Below are 23,398 nucleotides of genomic sequence, written 5' to 3' on the forward strand. Positions count from 1 at the left end.
TGAGCCTTATTCCGCCAACTTGAAGGTAATGAAGCTGGCGCGACCCTGACGCAATACACGCATGGATACAGAACGGTTCTTCGGCAGTTCCTGCGCCACCTTGGTGAAGGTGGTGGTGGAGTCGATGGCCTGATTGTTCAGGTGGGTAATCACATCGCCCGGACGCAGCCCGATCATGGCTGCCGGACCGTTGAGCACGTCCTTGACGACCACACCGCCTTTCAGGTCGAGCCCTTTCTTCTGCTCGGCCGTCAGCTCGGCAACCGTCACGCCCAGGCGATTGTTGCTGCGCTCGCCGCCCTGGACAGAGCCCGTAGAGGCCAGCTCCTGACCTTCTTCAGGCAAGGTGCCGATGGTGACGTTGAGTTTCTTGCGCGAACCGTCACGCACCACGTCCATCTCGGCCTTTTCACCGGGTTTGAGACCACCAACCAGATGCGGCAGGTCAGCCGACATGATGATGGGCTTACCGTTGAGGCTGAGAATAACGTCACCAACCTGCAGGCCACCCTTGTCCGCCGGGCCGTCCTCCAGCACCTGAGCGACCAGCGCACCGGCCGGTTTGTCCAGACCGAAGGACTCGGCCAGATCCTTGTTCACTTCCTGAATCACCACGCCCAGCCAGCCACGGGTTACCTTGCCTTCAGCCTTGAGCTGATCGGCGACCTGCATGGCCACTTCCATCGGAATGGCGAAGGACAGGCCCATGAAACCGCCAGAGCGGGTGAAAATCTGCGAGTTGATGCCGACCACTTCACCCTTCAGGTTGAACAGCGGACCACCGGAGTTACCCGGGTTGATCGCCACATCGGTCTGAATGAACGGCACATAACTGTCGCTCGGCAGATTACGCCCTTTGGCGCTGACGATACCGGCAGTCACAGAATGGTCGAAACCGAACGGCGAACCGATGGCCAGCACCCATTCACCGACCTTGAGGTCATCAGCCTTGCCCAGCGGCACGGTTGGTAGACCCGAGCCTTCGACCTTGAGCAAAGCGACGTCGCTGCGCGGATCAGCGCCGATCAGCTTGGCCTCGAGTTCGCTGCGGTCGGAAAGGCGCACGATGATTTCATCGGCATCGGCGACCACATGGTTGTTGGTCAGCACATAGCCATCGGGCGAGATGATGAAACCGGAGCCGAGAGACTGTGCCTCGCGCTGGCGACCGCCGGGATTGCGCGGCACCTGCGGAATATTGCGCTCGAAGAACTCCCGAAACATCGGCGGCAGACCTTCCAGATCGGGCATCCCCGGCTGCCCGGCGACATTGCGCTCGGGAACCTTCTGCCGCGTACTGATATTGACTACCGCTGGCGAGGCCTCCTCCACCAACTCGGTGAAGTCCGGCAGACTGGCTTGCGCCATCAGACTCTGCCCCCACAGCAGCGCTGCAACCAGCAGCGGTGCAACGGACTTGAGATTTTTCATCGAACGACGACTCCCCATGTGAAACGCGGACACTCTCAGTGCGCCACCGGCATCATCACCAGCAGCGTACGTAGGACAACGGGTTGTAAAGCGGGTTTCTCGACACAACGCGAAATACACCAGCGCGCCGGTGATAAGGAGAAATATGAGAGCCGAGGCCAGAGCGACATTGACCAACGGAGCACAACAGGCGCTCCAGACAATGCCGCATAACACCCGACTCTTCACTCATTTGCTGGCCTGTGCAGGCACTCCGGCACGCATGGAAAGGGCAATACGCTCGGCGGTTCCCAATGGAATTTCGCCGACAACGGTAACCATGACCTCACCCGAATCGGTGCTCATACGTCGCGACACCGCAACGGTTGGCCCCAACTGGCTTCGCGCGTCGTCCACAACACTCCCTTGCAGGGGCTCGAGGAATACCGAAAACCGCGCCAAGCCGTCGCCATACATCAGGTAGGCGACTTTCGCATCGGAGGATGGCAGTTGCCGCAACTGGGCGGCATTGAGCGTGAAACCTGGGGGCAACCACTCCGAGCGCCAACTGCCTTCAGCCATGCTGTCGACCGCATGCAGGCGCACAGGGCGACAACGCGAACTGGGCTGTACATCACTGGAGTCAGGCGCCACGGTATTCAACTGGGCAAACTGGAAACGCTCCAGAAGCTGGCCGCGCTCATTGAGCAACAAGGATTTCAGCGGCAGACCCGTCTCGCGATCCAGGTGCAGTTCGAAGCCATAACGATGCTGATCCTTGGGAGCCAGCACCAGTACCACGGCGGCACGCCCGGCGATACGAGACTGCCCTGCGACACGGATGTCGTACCAGTTGCCCAGCTGTTCAGCATCGAGATGGCGCGCCGGCCAAGCCTGCCCTTCGCTGACCTGGTCGGCCAACGCGCCGCTTACGCACTGCGCCTGACCATCTACCTTGAGCACTTCCTGGGCAGGGCCATCGAGCTGCAGAAGGCGCTCGCGAACTTCGCCTCCCTCCCCCACCCGATGCCAGATGCCATGAGTGGAAAAACTACCATTACGCTCGTAGATGAAAGTGCCCTGAAAGCTCTGTTGACGCTCCGCATCTGCGAGACGCTTGAGCCAGTCCTGCACCTCAGTGGCGTGCACCGGCATCGCCAGCAAGCCACTGAGCAGACAGAGAGGGATCGCGCGCATGTGATTCCTTAGCGATTTTCCAGGCTGGCAGCTCGTGCGTAGGGCAGAGCAGTCTCACCGGCGCCCATGACCGCTTGCTGTGCATGCTGGCGCAGGTAAGTCGGCAGGCGCTGTTCGTGCCAGCTGGCAGTACCGGGTTCAGCGGCTTCGCTGACTTCTTCGCTGCTGTTGTAGCCAGCGAGCAGCGCAGGCCCCTGCACTTGCGGTACCGAGATTGCCGGGGCAGCGCTTTGCTGGGCCAGCTGAGCACCACTCAGATCATCCTGATTGTACAAACGTACACCTGCCAGCACGGCAACAGTCACCGAAGCGGCAACCGCTACACGCCCAACACTGCGCCACATCGGCGTCTTGCGAGCAGGTGCAGCTTCCTCAGCCAACGCCGCGGAAACCGCAGAAGCGATGTCCAGCTGCGGTACCAGCAACTCACGGTGCATGGCTGCCCGGGCGACCTGATAACGCGACCAGGTGCCACGCAACTCGCCATTCTCACTGGCTGCAAGCACGCGCCGCAGCTCCAGTTCGTCCGCTTCGTTATCCATCACCGCGGACAGCGATTCCTGCAGGGTTTCACGACTCATGGTGTTCCTCTCTTGGCTGTCGCCGCTGCCTTAGGCTTCCTGCAACAGAGGTTGCAGGGACTTATCAATTGCCTCACGCGCACGGAAGATCCGCGAACGTACCGTACCAACCGGACACTGCATGACGCTAGCGATGTCCTCATAACTCAGACCTTCAAACTCACGCAAGGTCAGAGCCGTACGCAAATCATCCGGCAGCTGGGCGATGGTTCGATGCACAGTCGCCTCGATCTCGTCGCGCAGCAATGCCCGTTCCGGTGACTCGATGTCCTTGAGGGCGTGGTCGCCGTCATAGAACTCCGCGTCATCGCTACTGACATCACTATCTGGCGGCCGCCGACCGCGGGACACCAGGTAGTTCTTCGCCGTGTTGATGGCGATGCGGTACAGCCATGTATAGAACGCGCTGTCACCGCGAAAGTTTCCAAGCGCTCGGTAGGCTTTTACGAACGCCTCCTGAGCGACATCCTGAGCCTCGTGAGTGTCGTGCACGAATCGCACGATCAAACCGAGGATCTTGTGCTGATACTTCAGCACCAACAGATCGAAGGCACGCTTGTCACCACGCTGCACTCGCTCGACCAGTTGCTGATCATCTTCCGGGGTTAGCATGCACTCTCCTCGTTACGCTTGGAGGAGGCTTGCGCCCGTAAGCGAATCAGCTTGCCAAGATAGACTCGGGCCTTACGCAAAAGTTCTCCCCTCCAAGCAAGCTTCCCGCAGAGTTTTCTTCCCTCTGCCTGGAACGGCGCGAGCAGAACCTCTCCACTCGAGCAAATAATCTTATCGCTGCTCATTTTCCACACCCTCCGCTGACTTCAGATGCAGGCACGCGCAAGCGCTCTCCCTTATATGGGCGACCCTGTATGGAACCTTAAAGACTAAGAAAGTTCCCGAGCACCACGGTCGGTCATAAGCTGGCTATTGTGCCGCTGCCCCTCTCTATATACTAGGGCTCGCTTTCACGCGGAACTCGACATGAGCCAACATTTCCAGCACGACGTTCTGGTCATCGGCAGCGGCGCCGCTGGCCTGACTCTCGCCCTCACTCTTCCTCCTCATTTGCGCATCGCGGTTCTGAGCAAAGGCAACCTCGCCAACGGCTCGACCTATTGGGCGCAGGGTGGCGTAGCAGCCGTGCTGGATGACACCGACACGGTGGAATCCCACGTCGCCGACACCCTTGATGCCGGCGCCGGCCTGTGCCGCGAGGATGCCGTTCGTTTTACCGTGGAACACAGCCGCGAGGCTATCCAGTGGCTGATCGATCAAGGCGTCCCCTTCACCCGTGACGATGAGACAGCACGCGAGGATGGCGGCTTCGAATTCCACCTGACCCGCGAGGGCGGCCATAGCCACCGGCGCATCATTCACGCAGCAGATGCCACTGGCGCAGCAATCTTCAACACCCTGCTGGAACAGGCTCGCCAACGCCCGAACATCGAACTGCTGGAACAACGCGTGGCGGTCGATCTGATCACCGAACGCAAGCTGGGCCTGGACGGCGATCGCTGCCTCGGTGCCTACGTGCTGGATCGTGCCCGCGGCGAAGTGGACACCTTCGGCGCTCGCTTCGTGATTCTTGCCACTGGCGGTGCGGCCAAGGTCTACCTCTACACCAGCAATCCGGACGGGGCTTGTGGCGATGGCATCGCCATGGCCTGGCGCGCCGGTTGCCGCGTGGGCAATCTGGAATTCAACCAGTTCCATCCCACCTGCCTGTACCACCCGCAGGCCAAGAGTTTTCTGGTCACCGAAGCCGTACGCGGTGAAGGCGGTCTGCTCAAGCTGCCGAACGGCGAACGCTTCATGCAGCGCTTCGACGAGCGCGCCGAGCTGGCGCCACGCGATATCGTCGCCCGCGCCATCGACCACGAGATGAAGCGCCTGGGTATCGACTGCGTCTATCTCGACATCAGCCACAAGCCGGCCGATTTCGTCAAAAGCCACTTCCCCACCGTTTACGAACGCTGCCTGGGCTTTGGCATCGACATCACCCGACAAGCCATTCCGGTGGTACCCGCGGCGCACTACACCTGTGGCGGCGTGGTGGTCGATCAGCACGGGCGCACCGATGTGCCCGGCCTGTATGCCATCGGCGAGACCAGCTTCACCGGCCTGCACGGCGCCAATCGCATGGCCAGCAACTCGTTGCTCGAATGCTTCGTCTACGCCCGCTCGGCCTGTGCCGACATCGTCGCCCAACTCGATAGCATCAGCGCTCCGAGCGACCTACCGCAATGGGACGCCAGCCAGGTGACCGACTCGGACGAGGACGTGATCATCGCCCACAACTGGGATGAGCTGCGCCGCTTCATGTGGGACTACGTAGGCATCGTGCGCACCAACAAACGCCTGCAACGCGCTCAGCACCGCGTGCGCCTGCTGCTGGACGAGATCGACGAGTTCTATTCGAACTACAAGGTCAGCCGGGATTTGATCGAACTGCGCAACCTGGCGCTCGTGGCCGAACTGATGATCAGCTCGGCCATGCAGCGCCATGAAAGCCGCGGCCTGCATTACACCCTGGACTACCCCGAACAGTTGGCCGAAGCCCGCGACACTATTCTGACCCCGACGCCTCCGGCTCAGCCCAGCGTCGCCTGCTGAATTTCAGGCGCAAGCGCAGGCGTCGATGCTGCTCGGGCGCCAGCGCATCGCGGGCGATGCACAGCCCACGAGCGAAGCGCTGCCCCGGCAAGCGAAAACGCAGCACTACCGCAAGCGGCAAGGCCAGGCTATCGGGAAGCAGTTGCACCGCCTGCCAGCCATGAGCCTCGCTCCATAACTGCCAGCCCGACGCATCGCGACGCAAGCCAGTGAAGGCTTGCGCCGAAGACAACAGGATATGCCGCGGCAATACCCAGGCCGCATGCGCCAGGCACAGAGCCAGCGACAGCAGTTTCGACCAGAGGGGAATGTCGGCCAGCCAGGGCGCCAGCAAGGCCAGCGCCAGAACCGACAGATAGAGCCTCAGCAGCGCGCGAGACGGCTGCCAACGGCACTCGAAGACATCATTGCGGTTGGACACGATCCAGGATCATGCGCACGATGTGGCGCAGGTCAGCATCCTCGGGTTCGCCGCGCTGCATGAACCAGCCGAACATGTCCTGATCCTCGCACTCCAGCAACTTGCGGTAGCGCGCCTGGTTCTCGGCATCCAGAGTCGGATACACCTCCCTGACGAAGGGCACCAGCAGGACGTCAAGCTCCAGCATGCCACGGCGGCTATGCCAGAACAGACGATTCAGTTCACTTTGCTCAACCATGCAACGCACTCCTCAAACGAGGGCGGCAGTATAACGGTGAATTGCTTCGCTGTTCACCGAGACGCGGTGCAATTGCGCTGACAAGGCCCTATCACGCCCTCTATGATGGCGCACCAGACTTATTCTCAGTGATACCACTTCTACCATGGCCGATAGCGCGTACTTCACCCTCCTCGACCACGAAGGCCTGCTCGCCGTGCGCGGCGCAGATGCGGCCAAATTTCTGCAGGGCCAAGTGACCTGCAACCTCAACTATCTATCCCCGACGCAATCGAGCCTTGGCGCGCGTTGCACGCCCAAGGGCCGCATGCTGTCGAGTTTTCGCATCGTTGCGGTGGAGGACGGTTACCTGCTCGCCATGGATCGCGAGCTGATCGCCTCGCAACAGGCCGATCTGCAGAAATACGCCGTATTCTCCAAATCCAAGCTGAGGGACGAAAGCCAGGACTGGGTACGTTTTGGCCTCGCAGGCGGCGACGCCGTGCTGAGCGAGCTCGGCCTGCAACTGGGCGATGCCAGTGACTCGCTGAGCAGCGCCGGCCAGTTGCTGGCGGTACGCCTGAGCGATGGCCGCGCCGAACTCTGGGCGCCAGCGGCCGAAGCCGCGCGCCTGCAGAGCCACCTGGCGGCCCATCTGCCGCAAGCGCCACTGAACGACTGGTTGCTGGCCCAGATTCGTGCCGGCATCGGCCAGGTACTCGGCGCCACCCGCGAGCTGTTCATTCCGCAGATGATCAACCTGCAGGCCCTGGGCGGCGTGAGTTTCAAGAAGGGCTGCTATACCGGGCAGGAAATCGTTGCGCGCATGCAGTACCTCGGCAAACTCAAACGTCGCCTGCACCGCCTGCGCCTGATCGGCGCTCCGCTACCGGCCGTCGGCGTCGAATTGTTCTCGCCGGTTCATGGCTCCAGCGTCGGCGAAGTGGTGCTGGCGGCCCAGACCGGCGACGCCGTGGAGTTGCTCGCCGTACTGCAGGAGGATGCCGTGAAAGACGCCCGCATTCACCTCGGCAGCAACGATGGCCCAACGCTGACCCTTCTCGATCTGCCTTATGAGCTGGATGCCAACAAGGAAATCCAGCGCTGACTAAACTTCCCTGGCGCCGCACCGGATCGCCTAAGAGAGCCACTTCATGAGCAAGCTTGCCGAAAAAGTCCAACAGGAACTGATCCATGCCATCGAAAACGATGAGCTGGTGCTGCCCACCCTACCCGAGGTGGCGCTGAAGGTTCGTGAGGCAGCGGAAGACCCGGATGTGGGCATCCCGCAGATCAGCAAGGTGATCGGCAACGACGCTGCCCTCACAGCCCGCATCATCAAGGTGGTCAACAGTCCTCTGCTGCGTACCAACAAGGAAATCACCGACCTGCAGATGGCGGTCAGCCGCCTGGGCATCAATTACACCTGCAACCTGGCCACCGGCCTGGCCATGGAGCAGATGTTCCAGGCCACCAGCGATGTGGTCGACCGCAAGATGCGCGAAGTGTGGAACAAGAGCACCGAGATCGCCGGTATCTGCCACGTGCTGTGCCGCCACTACACTCGCCTGATGCCGGATCAGGCCACCCTCGCCGGCCTGGTGCATCAGATCGGCGTACTGCCGATCCTCACCTACGCCGAAGAGCACAATGAGCTGCTGGCCGACTCCATCAGCCTCAACCACGTGATCGAACAGATCCACCCGATCATCGGCGACAAGATCCTGCGCACCTGGGAGTTCCCGGAACCCATCGCCATCGTGCCCAGCCAGTACCTGGACTTCAGCCGCGACTCGGCCAAGGTCGATTACGTCGATATCGTCCAGGTCGCCACCCTGCAAAGCTACCTGGGCAGCGAACACCCTTACACCCAGCTGGACTGGAGCAAGATTCCCGCCTTCGCCAAGCTCGGCCTCGATCCAAACGTCGACATGCAGGCCGACGAAGACCTGTCTGCCTCCATGGAAGCAGCGATGAGCATGCTGCAATAAAAGCGTCTCGCCAGGGATGGCAGACTGCCTCTACACTCGAGCTATTCGCCTGAGGAAGTAGAGCCATGCGTCTCACGCTTCTGTTGCTCATTGTGATTCTCGGCAGCGCTCATGCTGCCGATACGGTGCGTCTGACCAACGGTGAATGGCCGCCCTATCTGGGCGAGGATCTGCCACACCATGGCGTCGCCTCACGCATCGTCGCCGAAGCCTTTGCGCTGCAGAACGTCGAAGTGCAGTGGGAATTCCACCCCTGGGCACGCTCGCTGAAGATGGCCGAACAAGGCACGCGCGACGGCAGCGCCGTCTGGCTCTATAACCGCGAGCGCGAGCAGCGCTTTCACATCAGCGATCCGGTGGTGGAAAGTGGCTACTACCTGTTCCACCGTAAGAATCGCCACTTCGACTGGAGCAGCGTCGAGGATTTGCGTGGCCTGCGCATCGCCGCTACGCGCGGCTATGACTATGGCGATGCCTTTCAGCAGGCTGAAGCGGCCGGTGAAATCGATGTGGTGCGCCTGACCGGCGATGAACAGGGCCTGCGCCAGTTGTTGGCAGGACGCGTCGATCTCTTCCCGGTCGACAAAGTGGTGGGGTTCGACCTGCTCTATCAACAATTCAGCGCTGCCGAACGTCGCTTGCTGAGTTTTCACCCGGTGCCACTGCGCAGCGACAGCCTGCACCTGCTGCTGTCGCGAGAAGTGCCAGGCAATGCCGAACTGATGCAGCGCTTCAACCAGAGCCTGGCGCGACTGCGCGACAGCGGCAAGATTTCGCAGTACCTGCTGGAAATCCAGCAGCCGTTAAGCCTCGGGCACTGAAACCGGGAACACCACCCGCACCCGCAAGCCATGCGGCATCGCTTGATGCAGGCTGATCTGCGCACGGTGCGCTCGGCAGATCTCGCCGACGATAGCCAATCCCAAACCGGCACCACTGCCCTGCGTACTGCGTCGATAGAAGCGTTCGAACACCTTGTCGCGCTCCTCTTCGGGAATGCCCGGCCCGTCGTCCTCGACCTCCAGCACCGCTGGCGCCAAAACCCGCAGCACCAGGTTACCGCCAGGCGGCGTATGAGCCAGGGCGTTGTCGATCAGGTTGCTAAGCAGTTCATTGAGCAAGGTCGGTTCTCCGTCGACCCAGACCGATTGCTCGGCTTCGAGCGCCAACGCGACACCGCGCGCATGCGCCAGCGGCGCCATGGCCAGACCCAGTTCCCGGGCCAGCAAGCTGAGATCGATACGTTGCGCGCCGCCCTCGGTAATGGCCCGCGCACCACTTTCGATGCGTGCCAGCGACAGCAACTGGTTAGCCAGGTTGGTCAGCCGATCGCTGTGCTCGGCGGCCTGTTCCAGGGTCTGACGCCAGTCTTCGGGGTTATCGGCACGCAGCCCCAGGGCGATTCGCGCCTTGAGCGCGGCCAGCGGCGTGCGCAGTTCATGAGCTGCATCGGCGATAAAGGCCGACTGCCGCTCGAACAACGTCTGCAAGCGCTCGTTGAACTGATTCAGCGCCTCGACCAGCGGGCCGATCTCGCGTGGCAACTCGGCGTCTGGCAATGGCCGCAGGTCATCGCTGGCGCGCTCGGCCACCGCACGGCGCAAGGTTTCCAGCGGGCGCAATGCCAGACTGACTGCGACCCAGATCAACAGCAGCGCTACCACCACCAACAGGCCGATACGCCACAGGGTACCGATCAACAACTCTCGGGCCATGCGCTCACGAGCGCCCTGAGTTTCGGCCACGCGAATTTCCGCCATGCCTTTGATGGTGGTCTCACTGACTGGCTGCAACAGGCTCACCACACGAACGCCCTGGCCGCGATACATACCGTCATAGAAGCGCGCCAGCGCCGGGTAATCCTCAGTGCGCGGTGTATCGGCAGGCGCCGAAGGCAGGTCTTCGTAGCCGGAGATCAGCTCGCCCTCGAGGCCCAGCACCTGGTAGTAGATACGCCCGGCGCTGTCATAGGCGAAAGCATCCAGTGCCATGTAGGGGATGTTGGCACGCAATGCGCTATCGGCACTGTATAACCCATCGGCGATAGCCCTGGCCGATGCCAGCAGCGTACGGTCATAAGCCGTATCCGCCGCGTGACGCGCGCTCCAGTAGGCACTGAGGCTGCTGATCAGCAAGATCACCGACAACAGCAGCGCCAATCGGCGCAGCAGGCGACCGCGCAGGCTGCCGATACGGGTCATGCCTCCACGGCCTCCAGCAGGTAACCGAGCCCGCGGAAGGTGACGATACGCACGGCATGCCCTTCGAGCTTCTTGCGCAGCCGATGGATATAGATCTCGATGGCGTCGGGGCTGGCTTCCTCATCCAGGCCGAAAACCTGAGCCGCCAACTGCTCCTTGCTCATGACCCGACCCAGGCGGGCGATCATCGCTTCCAGCACCGCCTGCTCACGCGCAGTCAGCGTCAGCGCTTCACCGGCCAGAGTGAAACGTCGGGCACCGAGGTCGTAGACCAGCTCGCCACAGCGTTGCAGTTGCTCGCCACCCAGTACGCTGCGACGCAGCAGCGCCTTGACCCGCGCCTCCAGCTCGGAGAGCTCGAAGGGCTTGGCCAGATAATCATCGGCGCCAAGATTGAGGCCGTGCACCCGATCCTTCACCTCGCCACGTGCGGTCAACATCAGCACCGGCAGGGTCTGGCCACGGTCGCGCAAACGCGCCAGCACGGCGAAACCATCGAGCCGCGGCAAGCCGATATCGAGGATGGCCAGCGCATAGTCCTCGCTGGAAAGCGCTAGGTCGGCGGCCACGCCATCGTGCAGTACGTCTACCGTCCAGCCCGCGCCCTTGAGGGCCTGGGCCACGCTTTCCGCCAGTTGCAGATGGTCTTCGACCAGCAGAATTCGCACCCTAAACCTCCACCACAAGATCGTTCGAGGCGCGCAGTGTAGCGCCGCCAGCGCCGCTGTGAATTGCCCAAATGCCGAACGAGTCGAAACAGCCCTCGTAGGGGAATGCCGGTTCGTCAGACGTCAGGAGCGGGATAGGCAGGGTGCGCCGTGCGCACCGCTAACACTCGTACTGGCACGTCGGTGCGCACGGCGCACCCTACACCCAATGACAGAGCCACGCAGGCCATGGGAATTGTCCCGGCATTTTTTGCTGCCTGCCATCCCTGGCGGCAACCCTACGGGCCGTCGGCGGAGCCGACGTCAAAAATCGCGCCCGGCGATTTTTTCATCAATGAAAGGCTGCTGAAAGCTTGAACACCTAGGATCGCCCCTCAGGTGGCTCGACCCACCTGCCTGAGCGGCCTGCAGTGGAGCAGAGCCGTTACAAGAACAAGAACGGAGACCACACCATGTTTGCTGCCTCGCGCCAGGCTTTCCCGCCTGCACATCTGCTTAGTCTGGCCATCGCCGCCAGCCTCGCCGCCCCCCTCGCTCAAGCCGCTTTCGTCGAAGACAGCTCGGCTAGCCTCACCGCCACCAACATCTATTTCAATCGCGACTTCCGTGAAGGTGACGGACAGAACAAGCGTGAAGAATGGGGCCAGGGCTTTCGCCTGGACGTTCAGTCCGGCTTCACCGAAGGCACCGTAGGTTTTGGTCTCGACGCCATGGGCCTGCTGGGCATCAAGCTCGACTCGGGCAAGGGCCGCACCGGTACCGATCTGCTGCCGGTGCATGACGATGGCCGTTCAGCTGACGAGTTCAGCCGCCTCGGCATGACCGCCAAGGTCAAGGTCTCCGCAACCGAATTCCGTTATGGCTCGCACGTTCCCGAGCTGCCCGTGGTCAAGGCCAGCGACAGTCGCCTGCTGCCGCAAGTATTCGAAGGCGGCCTGCTGACCTCCTCCGAACTGGAAGGCCTGACCTTCACCGGCGGTCGCCTGGACAAGGTGATCGACCGCGCCTCGACCAACGAGGAAGACCTGGTACTCAACAGCAAGAACCGTCGTTTCGCCGCCAGCATCAGTGCAGACCACCTGGATCTGGCCGGTGTCGACTACAAGTTCGCACCAGGCTTCACCGGTCGCTATTACTTCGCCGACCTCGACGACATCTATCGCCAGCACTTCTTCGGCCTGCTGAGCAGCCACAAGGTGGGCGCCGGCACCCTGAGCAGCGATCTGCGCCTGATCCTCAGCAAGGACAGCGGCGCATCGAAGGCCGGCAAGGTGGATAACCGTGCGATCAACGCCATGGTCAGCTACGGTATCAGCGGCCACAAATTCGGCCTGGGCTTCCAGGACATGAGCGGTGACACCGGTTTTGCCTACATCGACGGCAGCGACCCGTTCCTGATCAACTTCGTGCAGATCAACGACTTCGCCAACGCCGACCAGCGTTCCTGGCAGGCCCGTTACGACTACAGTTTCGCCAGCTTCGGCCTGCCTGGTCTGAGCTTCATGACCCGCTACATCACCAGTGACGACGCGCGCGTCGCCGGTAGCAACCAGCGTGGTGGCGAATGGGAACGCGACATCGAACTCAAGTACGTGGTGCAGAGCGGCCCGCTCAAGGATCTCTACATTCGTGCGCGTAACGCCAGCTTCCGTTCCGACTTCGCTCGCGATGCGGATGAGAACCGCATCATCGTCGGCTACAGCCTGCCCATCTGGTAATCCACAATAAGATTAGCGAGGAGATCCATCATGAAACCTGCCCTGATCCGTGCCGCAATCGCTGCCTCCTGCCTGGCCTTCGCCAGCCAGCTGATGGCCGCCGAACCGAAACGCCCAGAATGCATCGCCCCGGCAGCCCCGGGCGGTGGTTTCGACCTGACCTGCAAACTGGCGCAAAGCGCGCTGGTGGACAGCAAGCTGCTGTCCTCGCCGATGCGTGTGACCTACATGCCGGGCGGCGTTGGCGCCGTGGCCTACAACGCGGTGGTCGCTCAGCGCCCGTCCGAAGCCGGCACCATCACCGCGTTCTCCAGCGGTTCTCTGCTGAACCTGGCGCAAGGCAAGTTCGGTCGTTTCGACGAGAATGCCGTGAAGTGGCTGGCCGGCGTCGGCACCAGCTATGGCGCCCTGGCCGTACGTAGCGACTCGCCGTACAAGACCCTCGACGACCTGGTCGCTGCCATCAAGGCCGAGCCCGGCAAAGTGGTGATCGGCTCCGGCGGCACCGTTGGCAGCCAGGACTGGATGCAAACCGCGCTGATCGCCCGCGCTGCCGGTATCGAGCCGCGCCAGCTGCGTTACGTGGCCATGGAAGGTGGTGGTGAACTGGCGACCGCCTTGCTCGGCGGTCACATCCAGGTCGCCAGTACCGATATCTCCGACTCCGTGCCGCACATCGAAAGTGGCGATATGCGCATCCTCGCGGTGTTCTCCGACGAGCGCCTGCCGGGCGAAGTGGTGTCGAAGATCCCGACCGCCAAGGAACAAGGCTACGACGTGACCTGGCCGGTGATCCGCGGTTTCTACGTTGGCCCGAAAGTCAGCGACGAAGCCTACGCCTGGTGGAAGAATGCCTTCGACCAACTGCTGGCCTCGGAAGATTTCGCCAAACTGCGTGAACAGCGCGAGCTCTACCCTTTCGCCATGACCGGCGATGAACTGGATGCCTACGTCAAGAAGCAGGTCGTCCAGTACAAACAACTGGCTCAGGAGTTCGGCCTGATTCAGGAGTAACCCGCCAGGGCGCCAACACCTTGCGGTGTTGGCGCTCCGGCAGTTTTCGCAACCTGAAACCCGCAATCCCAACCGCCTGGAGCTTCGTGCTCACGGGCTGGCGTCGTTCACGCCAGGAAACCCGGCAGGCAACACAACACCACGAGGATTTCCTCATGTACCAACGCATCTTCGGCATCGTGCTGTTGCTCTGCTGCCTGGGCCTGGCCGCCACCGCCTGGGGCTATCACGCGCCGTTTTCCTACGAACCTGTCGGGCCTCGCGCCTACCCGCTGCTGCTACTGATGCTGATGGGCCTCGGTGCCATCTACCTGATCGCCAAGCCGGCCAGCGCCACCGCGGAACATGACGAGCCGCCACTGGATCGCCACGTGCTGAGCAAGGTCGTTGGCTGCGTGGTAATTCTCAGCGCCTACGCCGCCGTGTTCGAACTCCTCGGGTTCATTCCTGCAAGCATCATCTTCGCCATCGCCATGGCCCGCCTGTATGAAGGCTCCTGGAAGGTCAGCGTGATCGCTGGCGTGGCGCTCGGCGTCGGCCTGTATCTGCTGTTCGACAAAGCCCTCGACGTACCCCTGCCGCTCGGCATTCTCGCCGCGCTGGAGAATTAATCATGGATACCCTCAGCTACCTCGGTCAGGGCTTCGGTGTTGCCCTGAGCCCCTACAACCTGCTCACCGCCCTGTGCGGCACCCTGATCGGTACGGTCGTCGGCCTGCTGCCGGGCCTGGGCCCGATCAACGGCGTGGCGCTGCTGATCCCCATCGCCTTCGCCCTCGGCCTGCCGCCGGAAACCGCGCTGATCCTGCTGGCAGCCGTGTACCTGGGCTGCGAGTACGGTGGCCGTATTTCCTCGATTCTGCTGAACATCCCGGGCGAAGCCTCGGCCGTGATGACCACCCTCGACGGCTACCCGCTGGCCCGTCAGGGTAAAGCGGGCGTTGCCCTGTCCATTTCCGCCTGGAGCTCCTTCGTCGGCGGCCTGATCGCCACCTGCGGTGTGGTCATCTTCGCCCCGCTGCTGGCGAAATGGGCCGTGGCCTTCGGCCCCGCGGAATACTTCGTGTTGATGGTCTTCGCCATCGTCTGCCTGGCTGGCATGGCCGGCAACAAGCCGATGAAGACCGCCATCGCCTGCTGCATCGGCCTGTTCCTGTCGTGCGTGGGCATCGACTCCAACAGCGGCGTGTACCGCTTCACCTTCGGCAGCCTGGGCCTGGCTGACGGCATCCAGTTCGTGGTGCTGGTACTCGGCCTGTTCTCGGTCAGCGAGATTCTCGTACTGCTCGAGCGCACCCACCATGGCCAGAAGGCCATCGAAGCCAAGGGCCGCATGCTGTTCAACCTCAAGGAAGGTCTGTCGGTTCTGGCTACCAACCTGCGTAGCGGCGCACTGGGCTTCGGCCTGGGCATCCTGCCGGGTGCGGGTGCGACCCTGGCCAGTGCCGTGGCGTACATGAGTGAAAAACGCCTGGCGCACAAGGACAACAAGTTCGGCAATGGTGACCTGCGCGGCCTGGCTGCTCCGGAAACCGCCAACAGCGCCTCGGCTTGCGGCTCCATGGTGCCGATGCTGACTCTGGGCGTTCCCGGCTCGGGCACCACTGCGGTAATGCTCGGCGCACTGACCCTGTACAACATCACCCCCGGCCCGCTGCTGTTCCAGAACCAGCCCGACATCGTCTGGGGTCTGATCGCTTCGCTGTTCGTCGCCAACGTCATGCTGATCGTGATGAACGTGCCGATGATCAAGATCTTCACCAAGATCCTCGCCGTGCCGTATTGGGCACTGGTTCCGGCCATTGCCATCATCACCTCGATCGGCGTCTATGCGGTGCACGCCACCACCTTCGACCTGTTCCTGATGATCGGTATCGGCGTCGCGGGCTACATTCTGCGCAAGCTGGACTTCCCGCTGTCGGCCATTCTGCTGGGCTTCATCCTCGGCGGCCTGATGGAGCAGAACCTGCGTCGTGCACTGTCGATCTCCAACGGCGAGCTGGGCATCCTCTTCGCCAGCCCGATCACCTGGGGCGTGTGGACACTGATCGTCGGCATGATCGCCCTGCCCTTCTACCGCAGCTGGCGCAAGCGCAGTCAGCGTCAGGCTGAAGTGGCTGACGCCGCCTAAGGAAGATGCGTGTCCCTAAGCATCGCTTCCTTTAACCCACGCGGCTGGTGGCCTACGCCACTGGCCGGCGCGTTGGGGGGTTACCTGGCCAGTCTTGCAGACTGGCCTTTGCCGTGGATGGTCGGATCACTGCTGGCAGTGATCCTGCTGCGTTGCATCACGGATCGCCCCGTCAGTGAAGTGCCGGGCGGCCGCCGTGTCGGCCAATGGCTGATCGCCTCCGGCATCGGCCTGCATTTCACCAGCGAAGTGCTGGAGCAGGTGCTCACGCATTGGTGGGTCATTCTCATCGGAGCGCTGTGCCCACTGCTGGTGAGCGTGACCGGTATTGCCCTGCTGCGCCGGGCCGGCGTCGACCGCGCCACCGCGTTCTTCGCCAGCATGCCGGGCGGTGCCAGCGAAATGGTCAACCTCGGCCTGCGTCACGACGCCCAGTCAGCCCGTGTGGCCGCGGCGCATAGCATGCGTCTGCTGCTGGTGGTGCTACTGATTCCAGCGCTATTTACCTGGAGTCTGCCGAATGTCCCGGCACCTGAGCGCTTTCCGGTGGACTGGAGCTGGCTGGCGCCGTTGCTGCTCGCCGGTGTCGCCCTGGGCGTGCTGTGGAACAAGCTGAACCAGCCCAACCCCTGGATGCTCGGGCCGCTGACCGTTTGCGCGGTGGCCAGTGCGATGTTCGACCTGCACCTGGCACTGCCGGCGGAGCTTGGTCAGTTCGGCCAGTGGCTGATCGGCAGCGCCCTGGGTTGCCACTTCAATCGTGCCTTCTTCCGCAGCGCACCAGGTTTTCTCGGACGTGTGTTGCTGTCGACGCTGCTGGCGATGCTGGGCGCCGTGGCACTTGGCGAGATACTCGCCTGGCTGTCCGGCCAGGATCACCTGTCGCTGATCCTCGGCATCATGCCCGGCGGCATCGCCGAGCTCAGCCTGACGGCAGAGGCATTGCAGCTTTCGGTGGCGCTGGTCACCGCACTGCAGGTGCTCAGGCTGTTTCTGGTGATGTTCCTGGCTGAACCCTTGTTCAAACTCTGGTGCAAGCGCCACGCGTAGGGCGGACCGAAACGCCGGCCGCTCGTAGCGCCAGCGAACAGTCCGCCGTTCTTCGGCGCGACACAAGCCCAGCGGCGTACTGCTTCGCGACGACTGCATGGATGCAGGAGGTAGAGCGACGCAGGATGCCAAAGCCGAGTACGCCCTACGCGTTGGTGATGCTTCTCGCCGCATCCTTATTCAAGCTCTGGTGCAAGAGCCACGTTTAGCCCGCCTTGTGCGGGCTCTTTTTTATCGCGCCGTGTGTATGCAATAAGAACGACAGAGCAAAAGTCTCTTTTCTTCTCCCGCCACATCACTATCCTCGACTAGCCCTTTACCCTGCACTCCCACATTGGCGGATACGCGATGGAGCTGAGACAACTGCGTTACTTTCTCAAGGTGGTCGAACATGGCAGCCTGGGCCGTGCGGCCCTGGAGCTGGACGTGGGAACCTCGGCCCTGAGCCAGCAGATCAGCAAGCTGGAGAACGAACTCAGCACCCGCCTGCTGACACGCAGCAGCACCGGCGTCTCGCCCACCCCGGCGGGCATCGCCTTCCAGCACCATGCCCAACTCACCCTGCGCCAGGCAGAAAATGCCGCCCAGGCTGCACAGCGCGAGCGCATGAGTGGCTACGTGAGCGTCGGCTTCGCCCCGAGCACGTCATCGGTGCTGGCGCTGCCGCTGATCGCGGTGATGCGCCAGCGTTACCCGAATATCCAGCTGCACCTGGTGGAAATGCTCTCCGGCTATCTGACCAGCCAGTTGCATGCACGTCAGCTGGATCTGGCGATACTTTTCCACAGCGATCCGGGCCGGCGCTGCCGCGTCAGGCCGCTGCTCGATGAGAAACTCTTCGTGATCGCAGCCGCCAACCTGCCTGGCATGCCCAGCGGTGACAACGTCAAGCTCGATGAGCTTGCGCAGTTGCCACTGGTGCTACCCAGCGTTCAGCACGGTCTGCGCACCACCATCAGCAATGCCTTCGCCCATTCGCGCTGCGAACCCACCGTGGTGATGGACATCGATGGCCTGGCGCTGCTGATGGACACGGTCAAGGCCGGTTATGCCGCCACCATCCAGCCAGGCTCGGTTGCGGCCAGGGCTCGCGAACAAGGGCTGCACGTCGTGCAGATCAGCGATGCCCACGCAGGCCGGCGCAACCTGCTGGTGTCCCTCCCCGACGATGAGCTGTCGCCCGCTGCCCTGGCCGCACGCGTAGCGATCTTGGATACGACCCGCGAGCTGGTCGGCAGCGCTCGCTGGCCCGGCGCCCACTTGCTGGATGAACATGACGCCTGACCTCGGAGTGGGTGTTTAGAAATACTGAACACCCCACGCCGTTCCTGGCCTTTCGAGCCACTGCGCCCCCTCCTAAAGTCCCTCGCCAGACGGGGAGCCCTAGCGTGTAGCGCTCCTCTGCCAACGAGGAGACACGATGATCGACGTTCTGGTTATAGGCGGTGGCAACGCCGCATTGTGCGCCGCCCTGATGGCCCGGGAGGCCGGGGCCAGCGTACTGCTGCTGGAAGGCGCCCCACGCGCCTGGCGGGGCGGTAACTCGCAGCACACCCGCAACCTGCGCTGCATGCACGAAGCCCCGCAGGACGTTCTGGTCGACGCCTACCCCGAAGAAGAATTCTGGCAAGACCTGCTCAAGGTCACCGGAGGGCAGACCGACGAGCACCTGGCGCGTCTGGTCATCCGCGCCTCGTCCAACTGCCGCGACTGGATGCGCAGCCATGGCGTGCACTTCCAGCCGCCGCTGTCCGGTGCCCTGCACGTCGCACGCACCAACGCCTTCTTCATGGGCGGCGGCAAAGCGCTGGTCAATGCTTACTACCGCAGCGCCGAGCGACTGGGCGTACAGATTCGCTACGACGCGCCGGTCGACGACATCGAACTGGACGGCGACCGCTTCGTCGCCGCGCACATTTCCGCGCGGGAAGTCGACGGCAAGCAGTATCCGGCCGAGCGCATCGAAGCGCGCACCTGCGTGCTGGCAGCCGGCGGCTTCGAGTCCAATCGCGAATGGCTGCGCGAGGCCTGGGGCGTCAACGAACGCGGCGAGTGGCCGGCGGACAATTTCCTGATTCGCGGCACGCGTTTCAACAACGGCGTGCTGCTGCGCAAGCTGATCGATGCTGGAGCCGAGACCATCGGCGATCCGACCCAGGCGCACATGGTGGCCATCGACGCCCGCGCGCCGCTCTATGACGGCGGCATCTGTACGCGCATCGACTGCGTATCGCTCGGCGTGGTGGTCAACTGCGAGGGCGAGCGCTTCTACGATGAGGGCGAGGATTTCTGGCCCAAGCGCTACGCCATCTGGGGCAGGCTGGTGGCCCAGCAACCTCGCCAGGTGGGCTTTTCGATCATCGATCAGAAGGCCATCGGGCGCTTCATGCCGCCGGTCTTTCCCGGCACCACGGCCAACAGCCTGGAAGAACTCGCCAGCAAACTCGGCCTGCCGGTCGAGGCCTTCGTGAAGACCCTGCAGGCCTACAACAGCGCCTGCGTGGGCGACGACTTCGACCACACCCGCCTAGACGGCTGCCACACCGAAGGCGTGACGCCGGCCAAGACCCACTGGGCGCGCCCCATCGATACCCCGCCCTTCTACGGCTACCCACTCAAGCCGGGCGTGACCTTCACCTACCTCGGCCTGAAGACCGACGACACCGCCGCCGTGCGCTTCGCCGGCAAGCCCAGCGCGAACCTGTTCGTGGCCGGAGAAATGATGGCGGGCAACGTCCTCGGCAAGGGCTACACGGCCGGCGTCGGCATGTCCATCGGTACGGCTTTCGGCCGTATCGCCGGAACCCAGGCTGCCGCGGCAGCCGGTCATCGCCCCCATACAGCAAGCGACGGAGAGTCCCGTGCAATCGCCTGAAGTCATACAAATCGCCTCTCCAAGCAAGAGCGCGGAGCAGCAAAACCTGATTCCCCTGCTGAACGTTCACGAAGCCGAAGTCGACCGGCAGATGCACATCTGCAACGCCTGCCGTTACTGCGAAGGGTTCTGCGCCGTGTTCCCGGCCATGACCCGTCGACTGGATTTCGCCAAGGCAGACGTGCATTACCTGGCCAACCTCTGCCACAACTGCGGCGCCTGCCTGCATGCATGCCAGTACGCCGCGCCGCACGAGTTCGCCGTGAACGTGCCGCAGGCCATGGCCAAAGTGCGCCTGAATACCTATGTCGAGTACGCCTGGCCAGGCAAGCTCGGCACGCTCTACGAACGCAATGGTTTGACCCTGTCGCTGGCCCTGGCAGGCTCGCTGGCGCTGTTCCTGCTGCTGACCCTGCTGGTCAAAGGCACGCTGTTTCCAGGGCCGTTGGCCGGTAACTTCTACGCGATCTTCCCGCACAACACCCTGGCCCTGATGTTCGGCGGCGCCTTCGGTTTCGCCATCCTCGCCCTGGCCATCGGCGTCACCCGCTTCTGGCGGGCGATCAGCCCCGCCGACACACAAGCGCTCGCCAGTGGAGCCGCCGTAGCGGAAGCCTCCGGTGCGGTGCTCAAGCTCAAGTACCTCGACGGTGGCCATGGCGAAGGCTGCAACAACGAAAGCGACCGTTTCACCCTCTGGCGCCGCCGCTTCCACCACTTCACCTTCTACGGCTTCATGCTGTGCCTGGCCTCCACCAGCGTGGCCACGCTCTACCACTACCTGCTCGGCCTGCAGGCGCCCTATCCACTGCTCAGCCTGCCGGTGGTACTCGGCACGCTGGGCGGCATCGGCCTGCTGATCGGACCTGCCGGGCTGCTGTGGCTCAACTATCGCCGTGACCCGGAACATGGTGACCGTGCCCAGGCGCCCATGGATCGCGGCTTCATCGTGCTGCTGTTTCTGATCAGCCTGACCGGCTTGGCCTTGCTGGCCTGGCGGGATACCGGTGCGATGGCCCTGTTGCTGGCGATCCACCTGGGCATGGTGATGGCGTTCTTCCTGACCATGCCGTACGGCAAGTTCGCCCACGGCATCTTCCGTAGCGCGGCGCTGCTCAAGCACGCGATCGAGAAGCGCCAGCCGGACAACCTCAAGCTCGGCAGCGACTGAGCCTGTACCCCATACCGGCGGGATGCACCGTGCATCCCGCCCGTTGCCCCGACGCCGCCAGCGGTGTCCCCCAGCCTGAACCACAATAAAACTCCACAGGAGAACACATGAAAAACCGCCTCACCTGCGCCGCGCTGCTGACCTCCGGTCTGCTTGCCGCCGGCATGGCACTCGCCGAACCCAAACGCCCCGAATGCATCGCACCAGCAAAGCCCGGTGGCGGTTTCGACATCACCTGCAAGATCGCCCAGAGCGGCCTGAAAGACAGCGGCCTGCTCAAGGCGCCCATGCGCGTCACCTACATGCCCGGTGGCATCGGCGCCGTCGCCTACAACGCAGTGGTCGCACTACGGCCGAAAGAACCCGGCGTCATCACCGCCTGGTCGAGTGGTTCGCTGCTGAATCTGGCGCAAGGCAAGTTCGGTCGCTATGACGAAAAGGCCGTGCGCTGGCTCGCCGCCATCGGCACCGATTACGGCGCGATTACCGTGCACCGCGACTCGCCGCTGCAAACCTTCGATGACCTGATCAAACAACTGGAAAAGGCACCATCGGAACTGGTCATCGGCGCCGGCGGCACCGTCGGCAGCCAGGACTGGATGCAGGCGGCGCTGGTCGCCCGCAGTGCGCATATCGATCCACAGGCTCTGCGCTACGTGGCCTTCGAGGGCGGCGGCGAGCCCATGACGGCGCTGCTCGGTGGCCACGTGCAGGCCATCGTCAGCGGTTTTGGCGAAGCCACGGCGCAGCTGGAAGCAGGCAATGTGCGCATCCTCGCCGTGATGGCCGAAGAACGCCTGCCGGGAAAACTCGCGGATATTCCCACCGCGAAAGAGCAAGGTTATGACGTCGTCTGGCCTATCGTGCGCGGCTTCTACATGGGCCCCGAGGTCAGCGACGAGGACTTCGCCTGGTGGCAGGAGCGCTTCGAAACCCTGCTGGCCGAGGAAGGCTTCGACAAGACCCGCGAGCAGTTCGACCTGCTGCCCTTTGCCAAGACAGGCAAAGAGCTGGAGCAGTTCGTCCATGAACAGGTGGCCGAGTACAAGGTGCTGGCGAACGAGTTTGGCTTACTGCGCTAACGCCCGAGCTGTTCTGGCTCCGATCAGGAACCACGTTTAGCCCGCCCCGTGCGGGCTTTTTTATGCGTCACCACTGCAATTGCAGAGCACTGTCGAACTCACGCGGCAGGCTGCTCACGGGGTCGACGAAACGCAACCCCCGCGCCAACAGTTTGAGCGGTTTGCCGTAGTCGTCCGGCTGGTTCCGCGACGCCTGCAACTCGGGGTAGAAATCATCGCCCACGATAGGCGCGCCAAGCCCGGCCAGATGTACTCGCAGCTGGTGCTTTCTGCCCGTCACCGGTGACAGGCCGTACCGCCACAGTCCGCCACGTTGTTCCAGCACCTCGATCAGCGTCTCGCTATTGGCCTCGCCAACCACCTCCTGCATGCGGAAGAACGGCTCGCCATCGACCATGCGCGAACGATGCAGGTAGGGAAACTGCAGTTGCGGCAGTGCCGGGGCGATGGCCTCGTAGCGCTTCTCCACCTGCCGCTCACGAAACAGCGCCTGATACTGACCGCGACTGCTCGGGTTCACCGAAAACAGCACCAGCCCGGCAGTCAGCCGGTCGATGCGATGGATCGGCACCAGGTCAGGATTGCCGGTGCGCCTGACCAGCCGCGCCAGCAGGGTCTGTTCGACGTATTCACCGGCCGGCATGACTGGCAGGAAATGCGGCTTGTCCGCGACCAATAGGTGTTCGTCCTGCCATAGCACCTGTTCTTCGAAGGGAATCGGCGTTTCGTTCGGCACTTCGCGGAAGTAACGCACCTTGAGCCCGACGCGGTAAGGATGCTCGGGGCCGATAGGCGCACCCGCGCCATCCAGCACCTTGTTCGTCGTCATGCGCTGCAACCAGGTAGCACGATCGATGGCCGGAAAGTGATCGCACAGGCAATCGAGCACCGTTGCCCAGTCGCCCTGAGGCAAGTGAAGGGTGCTGGGGCGCATGGCGGGGCTGGGCATTGCGGGAAACACTCGACGAATCCGGAGGGGCGAATTAGGCCGCAGTCGTTGCACTCAGTCAAAGCAAACGGCTTGAGCGGGCGTCCGGCTGTGGCTATGGTGGCCGCTCGTA

General features: G+C 62.9%; 22 protein-coding genes. 13 read left to right on the top strand and 9 right to left on the bottom strand.

Annotation, left to right across the window (positions count from 1 at the left end):
* Positions 1-6: 6 nt before the first annotated feature.
* The 4 genes from HS968_RS18405 to rpoE all read right to left on the bottom strand — a co-directional run bounded on the left by HS968_RS18405 (position 7) and on the right by rpoE (position 3,800).
* Entirely contained in the window at positions 7-1,431 is a 1,425-nt protein-coding gene (locus HS968_RS18405; RefSeq protein WP_182367993.1) for a DegQ family serine endoprotease, read from the bottom strand.
* A gap of 228 nt (positions 1,432-1,659) precedes the next feature.
* Positions 1,660-2,607, bottom strand: coding sequence for a MucB/RseB C-terminal domain-containing protein (locus tag HS968_RS18410; protein ID WP_182367996.1), 948 nt, complete (start codon positions 2,605-2,607; stop codon positions 1,660-1,662).
* A gap of 8 nt (positions 2,608-2,615) precedes the next feature.
* A complete protein-coding gene (locus tag HS968_RS18415; protein WP_182367999.1) occupies positions 2,616-3,188 on the bottom strand; it encodes a sigma-E factor negative regulatory protein in 573 nt (190 codons plus the stop codon).
* Positions 3,189-3,218: 30 nt separating this feature from the next.
* Positions 3,219-3,800, bottom strand: a complete 582-nt coding sequence (rpoE, locus tag HS968_RS18420; protein WP_179622181.1) for an RNA polymerase sigma factor RpoE — start codon at positions 3,798-3,800, stop codon at positions 3,219-3,221.
* Between the two features lie 366 nt (positions 3,801-4,166).
* Between rpoE and nadB the strand changes: the two genes are divergently transcribed.
* Positions 4,167-5,798, top strand: coding sequence for an L-aspartate oxidase (nadB, locus tag HS968_RS18425; RefSeq protein ID WP_179622182.1), 1,632 nt, complete (start codon positions 4,167-4,169; stop codon positions 5,796-5,798).
* Here the strand turns inward: nadB and HS968_RS18430 are convergent.
* Together HS968_RS18430 and HS968_RS18435 are read right to left on the bottom strand one after the other, a co-directional pair.
* Positions 5,752-6,219, bottom strand: coding sequence for a protein YgfX (locus HS968_RS18430; protein ID WP_182368002.1), 468 nt, complete (start codon positions 6,217-6,219; stop codon positions 5,752-5,754). The genes nadB and HS968_RS18430 overlap by 47 nt on opposite strands.
* Positions 6,203-6,457, bottom strand: a complete 255-nt coding sequence (locus tag HS968_RS18435) for an FAD assembly factor SdhE (protein ID WP_106736599.1) — start codon at positions 6,455-6,457, stop codon at positions 6,203-6,205. The genes HS968_RS18430 and HS968_RS18435 overlap by 17 nt, the downstream gene beginning before the upstream one ends.
* Positions 6,458-6,602: 145 nt before the next feature.
* Here HS968_RS18435 and ygfZ point away from each other — a divergent pair, with 145 nt between their 5' ends.
* The 3 genes from ygfZ (at position 6,603) to HS968_RS18450 (ending at position 9,248) form a co-directional block, all read left to right on the top strand.
* Positions 6,603-7,544: a CAF17-like 4Fe-4S cluster assembly/insertion protein YgfZ gene (gene ygfZ, locus HS968_RS18440; RefSeq protein WP_182368005.1), complete on the top strand. Its 942-nt coding sequence runs from the start codon at positions 6,603-6,605 to the stop codon at positions 7,542-7,544.
* A gap of 46 nt (positions 7,545-7,590) precedes the next feature.
* Positions 7,591-8,427, top strand: a complete 837-nt coding sequence (locus tag HS968_RS18445; protein ID WP_119693067.1) for an HDOD domain-containing protein — start codon at positions 7,591-7,593, stop codon at positions 8,425-8,427.
* 65 nt (positions 8,428-8,492) lie between these two features.
* Positions 8,493-9,248 carry a substrate-binding periplasmic protein gene (locus tag HS968_RS18450; protein ID WP_182368008.1) on the top strand — a complete coding sequence of 252 codons (756 nt, stop codon included), beginning with the start codon at positions 8,493-8,495 and terminating at the stop codon, positions 9,246-9,248.
* Here the strand turns inward: HS968_RS18450 and HS968_RS18455 are convergent.
* On the bottom strand, positions 9,231-10,628 hold the full coding sequence (locus HS968_RS18455; protein ID WP_182368011.1) for a sensor histidine kinase: 1,398 nt from the start codon (positions 10,626-10,628) through the stop codon (positions 9,231-9,233). The two genes, HS968_RS18450 and HS968_RS18455, sit on opposite strands and share 18 nt — an antisense overlap.
* Positions 10,625-11,296: a response regulator gene (locus tag HS968_RS18460; RefSeq protein WP_119693069.1), complete on the bottom strand. Its 672-nt coding sequence runs from the start codon at positions 11,294-11,296 to the stop codon at positions 10,625-10,627. Before HS968_RS18460 ends, HS968_RS18455 begins: the two co-directional genes overlap by 4 nt.
* A gap of 452 nt (positions 11,297-11,748) precedes the next feature.
* Here HS968_RS18460 and HS968_RS18465 point away from each other — a divergent pair, with 452 nt between their 5' ends.
* The 9 genes from HS968_RS18465 to HS968_RS18505 all read left to right on the top strand — a co-directional run bounded on the left by HS968_RS18465 (position 11,749) and on the right by HS968_RS18505 (position 22,337).
* Entirely contained in the window at positions 11,749-13,014 is a 1,266-nt protein-coding gene (locus HS968_RS18465; RefSeq protein WP_182368014.1) for an OprD family porin, read from the top strand.
* Positions 13,015-13,107: 93 nt separating this feature from the next.
* Complete coding sequence (locus tag HS968_RS18470) at positions 13,108-14,028, top strand: tripartite tricarboxylate transporter substrate binding protein (RefSeq protein ID WP_238338972.1); 921 nt, start codon at positions 13,108-13,110, stop codon at positions 14,026-14,028.
* 155 nt (positions 14,029-14,183) lie between these two features.
* Positions 14,184-14,639, top strand: coding sequence for a tripartite tricarboxylate transporter TctB family protein (locus HS968_RS18475; protein ID WP_182368020.1), 456 nt, complete (start codon positions 14,184-14,186; stop codon positions 14,637-14,639).
* 2 nt (positions 14,640-14,641) lie between these two features.
* On the top strand, positions 14,642-16,159 hold the full coding sequence (locus HS968_RS18480; protein ID WP_106736608.1) for a tripartite tricarboxylate transporter permease: 1,518 nt from the start codon (positions 14,642-14,644) through the stop codon (positions 16,157-16,159).
* 9 nt (positions 16,160-16,168) lie between these two features.
* Entirely contained in the window at positions 16,169-17,209 is a 1,041-nt protein-coding gene (locus tag HS968_RS18485) for an AbrB family transcriptional regulator (protein WP_238338859.1), read from the top strand.
* Between the two features lie 348 nt (positions 17,210-17,557).
* Positions 17,558-18,493 carry a LysR family transcriptional regulator gene (locus tag HS968_RS18490; RefSeq protein ID WP_182368024.1) on the top strand — a complete coding sequence of 312 codons (936 nt, stop codon included), beginning with the start codon at positions 17,558-17,560 and terminating at the stop codon, positions 18,491-18,493.
* A 136-nt stretch (positions 18,494-18,629) separates the two neighbouring features.
* Positions 18,630-20,084, top strand: a complete 1,455-nt coding sequence (gene tcuA / locus HS968_RS18495) for an FAD-dependent tricarballylate dehydrogenase TcuA (protein WP_119693075.1) — start codon at positions 18,630-18,632, stop codon at positions 20,082-20,084.
* Between the two features lie 4 nt (positions 20,085-20,088).
* Complete coding sequence (gene tcuB / locus HS968_RS18500) at positions 20,089-21,255, top strand: tricarballylate utilization 4Fe-4S protein TcuB (protein WP_202884219.1); 1,167 nt, start codon at positions 20,089-20,091, stop codon at positions 21,253-21,255.
* Positions 21,256-21,362: 107 nt separating this feature from the next.
* Positions 21,363-22,337, top strand: coding sequence for a Bug family tripartite tricarboxylate transporter substrate binding protein (locus HS968_RS18505; RefSeq protein WP_119693077.1), 975 nt, complete (start codon positions 21,363-21,365; stop codon positions 22,335-22,337).
* Positions 22,338-22,404: 67 nt separating this feature from the next.
* Here HS968_RS18505 and HS968_RS18510 read toward each other — a convergent pair whose 3' ends face one another.
* Positions 22,405-23,286, bottom strand: coding sequence for an RluA family pseudouridine synthase (locus HS968_RS18510; RefSeq protein ID WP_182368027.1), 882 nt, complete (start codon positions 23,284-23,286; stop codon positions 22,405-22,407).
* Positions 23,287-23,398: the final 112 nt, after the last annotated feature.

Source organism: Pseudomonas berkeleyensis, assembly GCF_014109765.1.
Taxonomy (GTDB): domain Bacteria; phylum Pseudomonadota; class Gammaproteobacteria; order Pseudomonadales; family Pseudomonadaceae; genus Aquipseudomonas; species Aquipseudomonas berkeleyensis.

Excerpts from the sequence above, each read along its gene's own strand:
- rpoE (WP_179622181.1), bottom strand. The coding sequence starts at position 3,800 with ATGCTAACCCCGGAAGATGATCAGCAACTGGTCGAGCGAGTGCAGCGT.
- HS968_RS18465 (WP_182368014.1), top strand. The coding sequence starts at position 11,749 with ATGTTTGCTGCCTCGCGCCAGGCTTTCCCGCCTGCACATCTGCTTAGT.
- HS968_RS18405 (WP_182367993.1), bottom strand. The coding sequence starts at position 1,431 with ATGAAAAATCTCAAGTCCGTTGCACCGCTGCTGGTTGCAGCGCTGCTG.
- HS968_RS18455 (WP_182368011.1), bottom strand. The coding sequence starts at position 10,628 with ATGACCCGTATCGGCAGCCTGCGCGGTCGCCTGCTGCGCCGATTGGCG.
- tcuA (WP_119693075.1), top strand. The coding sequence starts at position 18,630 with ATGATCGACGTTCTGGTTATAGGCGGTGGCAACGCCGCATTGTGCGCC.
- HS968_RS18475 (WP_182368020.1), top strand. The coding sequence starts at position 14,184 with ATGTACCAACGCATCTTCGGCATCGTGCTGTTGCTCTGCTGCCTGGGC.
- HS968_RS18480 (WP_106736608.1), top strand. The coding sequence starts at position 14,642 with ATGGATACCCTCAGCTACCTCGGTCAGGGCTTCGGTGTTGCCCTGAGC.
- ygfZ (WP_182368005.1), top strand. The coding sequence starts at position 6,603 with ATGGCCGATAGCGCGTACTTCACCCTCCTCGACCACGAAGGCCTGCTC.
- HS968_RS18490 (WP_182368024.1), top strand. The coding sequence starts at position 17,558 with ATGGAGCTGAGACAACTGCGTTACTTTCTCAAGGTGGTCGAACATGGC.
- HS968_RS18415 (WP_182367999.1), bottom strand. The coding sequence starts at position 3,188 with ATGAGTCGTGAAACCCTGCAGGAATCGCTGTCCGCGGTGATGGATAAC.
- HS968_RS18510 (WP_182368027.1), bottom strand. The coding sequence starts at position 23,286 with ATGCCCAGCCCCGCCATGCGCCCCAGCACCCTTCACTTGCCTCAGGGC.
- HS968_RS18450 (WP_182368008.1), top strand. The coding sequence starts at position 8,493 with ATGCGTCTCACGCTTCTGTTGCTCATTGTGATTCTCGGCAGCGCTCAT.
- HS968_RS18470 (WP_238338972.1), top strand. The coding sequence starts at position 13,108 with ATGGCCGCCGAACCGAAACGCCCAGAATGCATCGCCCCGGCAGCCCCG.
- nadB (WP_179622182.1), top strand. The coding sequence starts at position 4,167 with ATGAGCCAACATTTCCAGCACGACGTTCTGGTCATCGGCAGCGGCGCC.
- HS968_RS18410 (WP_182367996.1), bottom strand. The coding sequence starts at position 2,607 with ATGCGCGCGATCCCTCTCTGTCTGCTCAGTGGCTTGCTGGCGATGCCG.
- HS968_RS18435 (WP_106736599.1), bottom strand. The coding sequence starts at position 6,457 with ATGGTTGAGCAAAGTGAACTGAATCGTCTGTTCTGGCATAGCCGCCGT.
- HS968_RS18445 (WP_119693067.1), top strand. The coding sequence starts at position 7,591 with ATGAGCAAGCTTGCCGAAAAAGTCCAACAGGAACTGATCCATGCCATC.
- HS968_RS18505 (WP_119693077.1), top strand. The coding sequence starts at position 21,363 with ATGAAAAACCGCCTCACCTGCGCCGCGCTGCTGACCTCCGGTCTGCTT.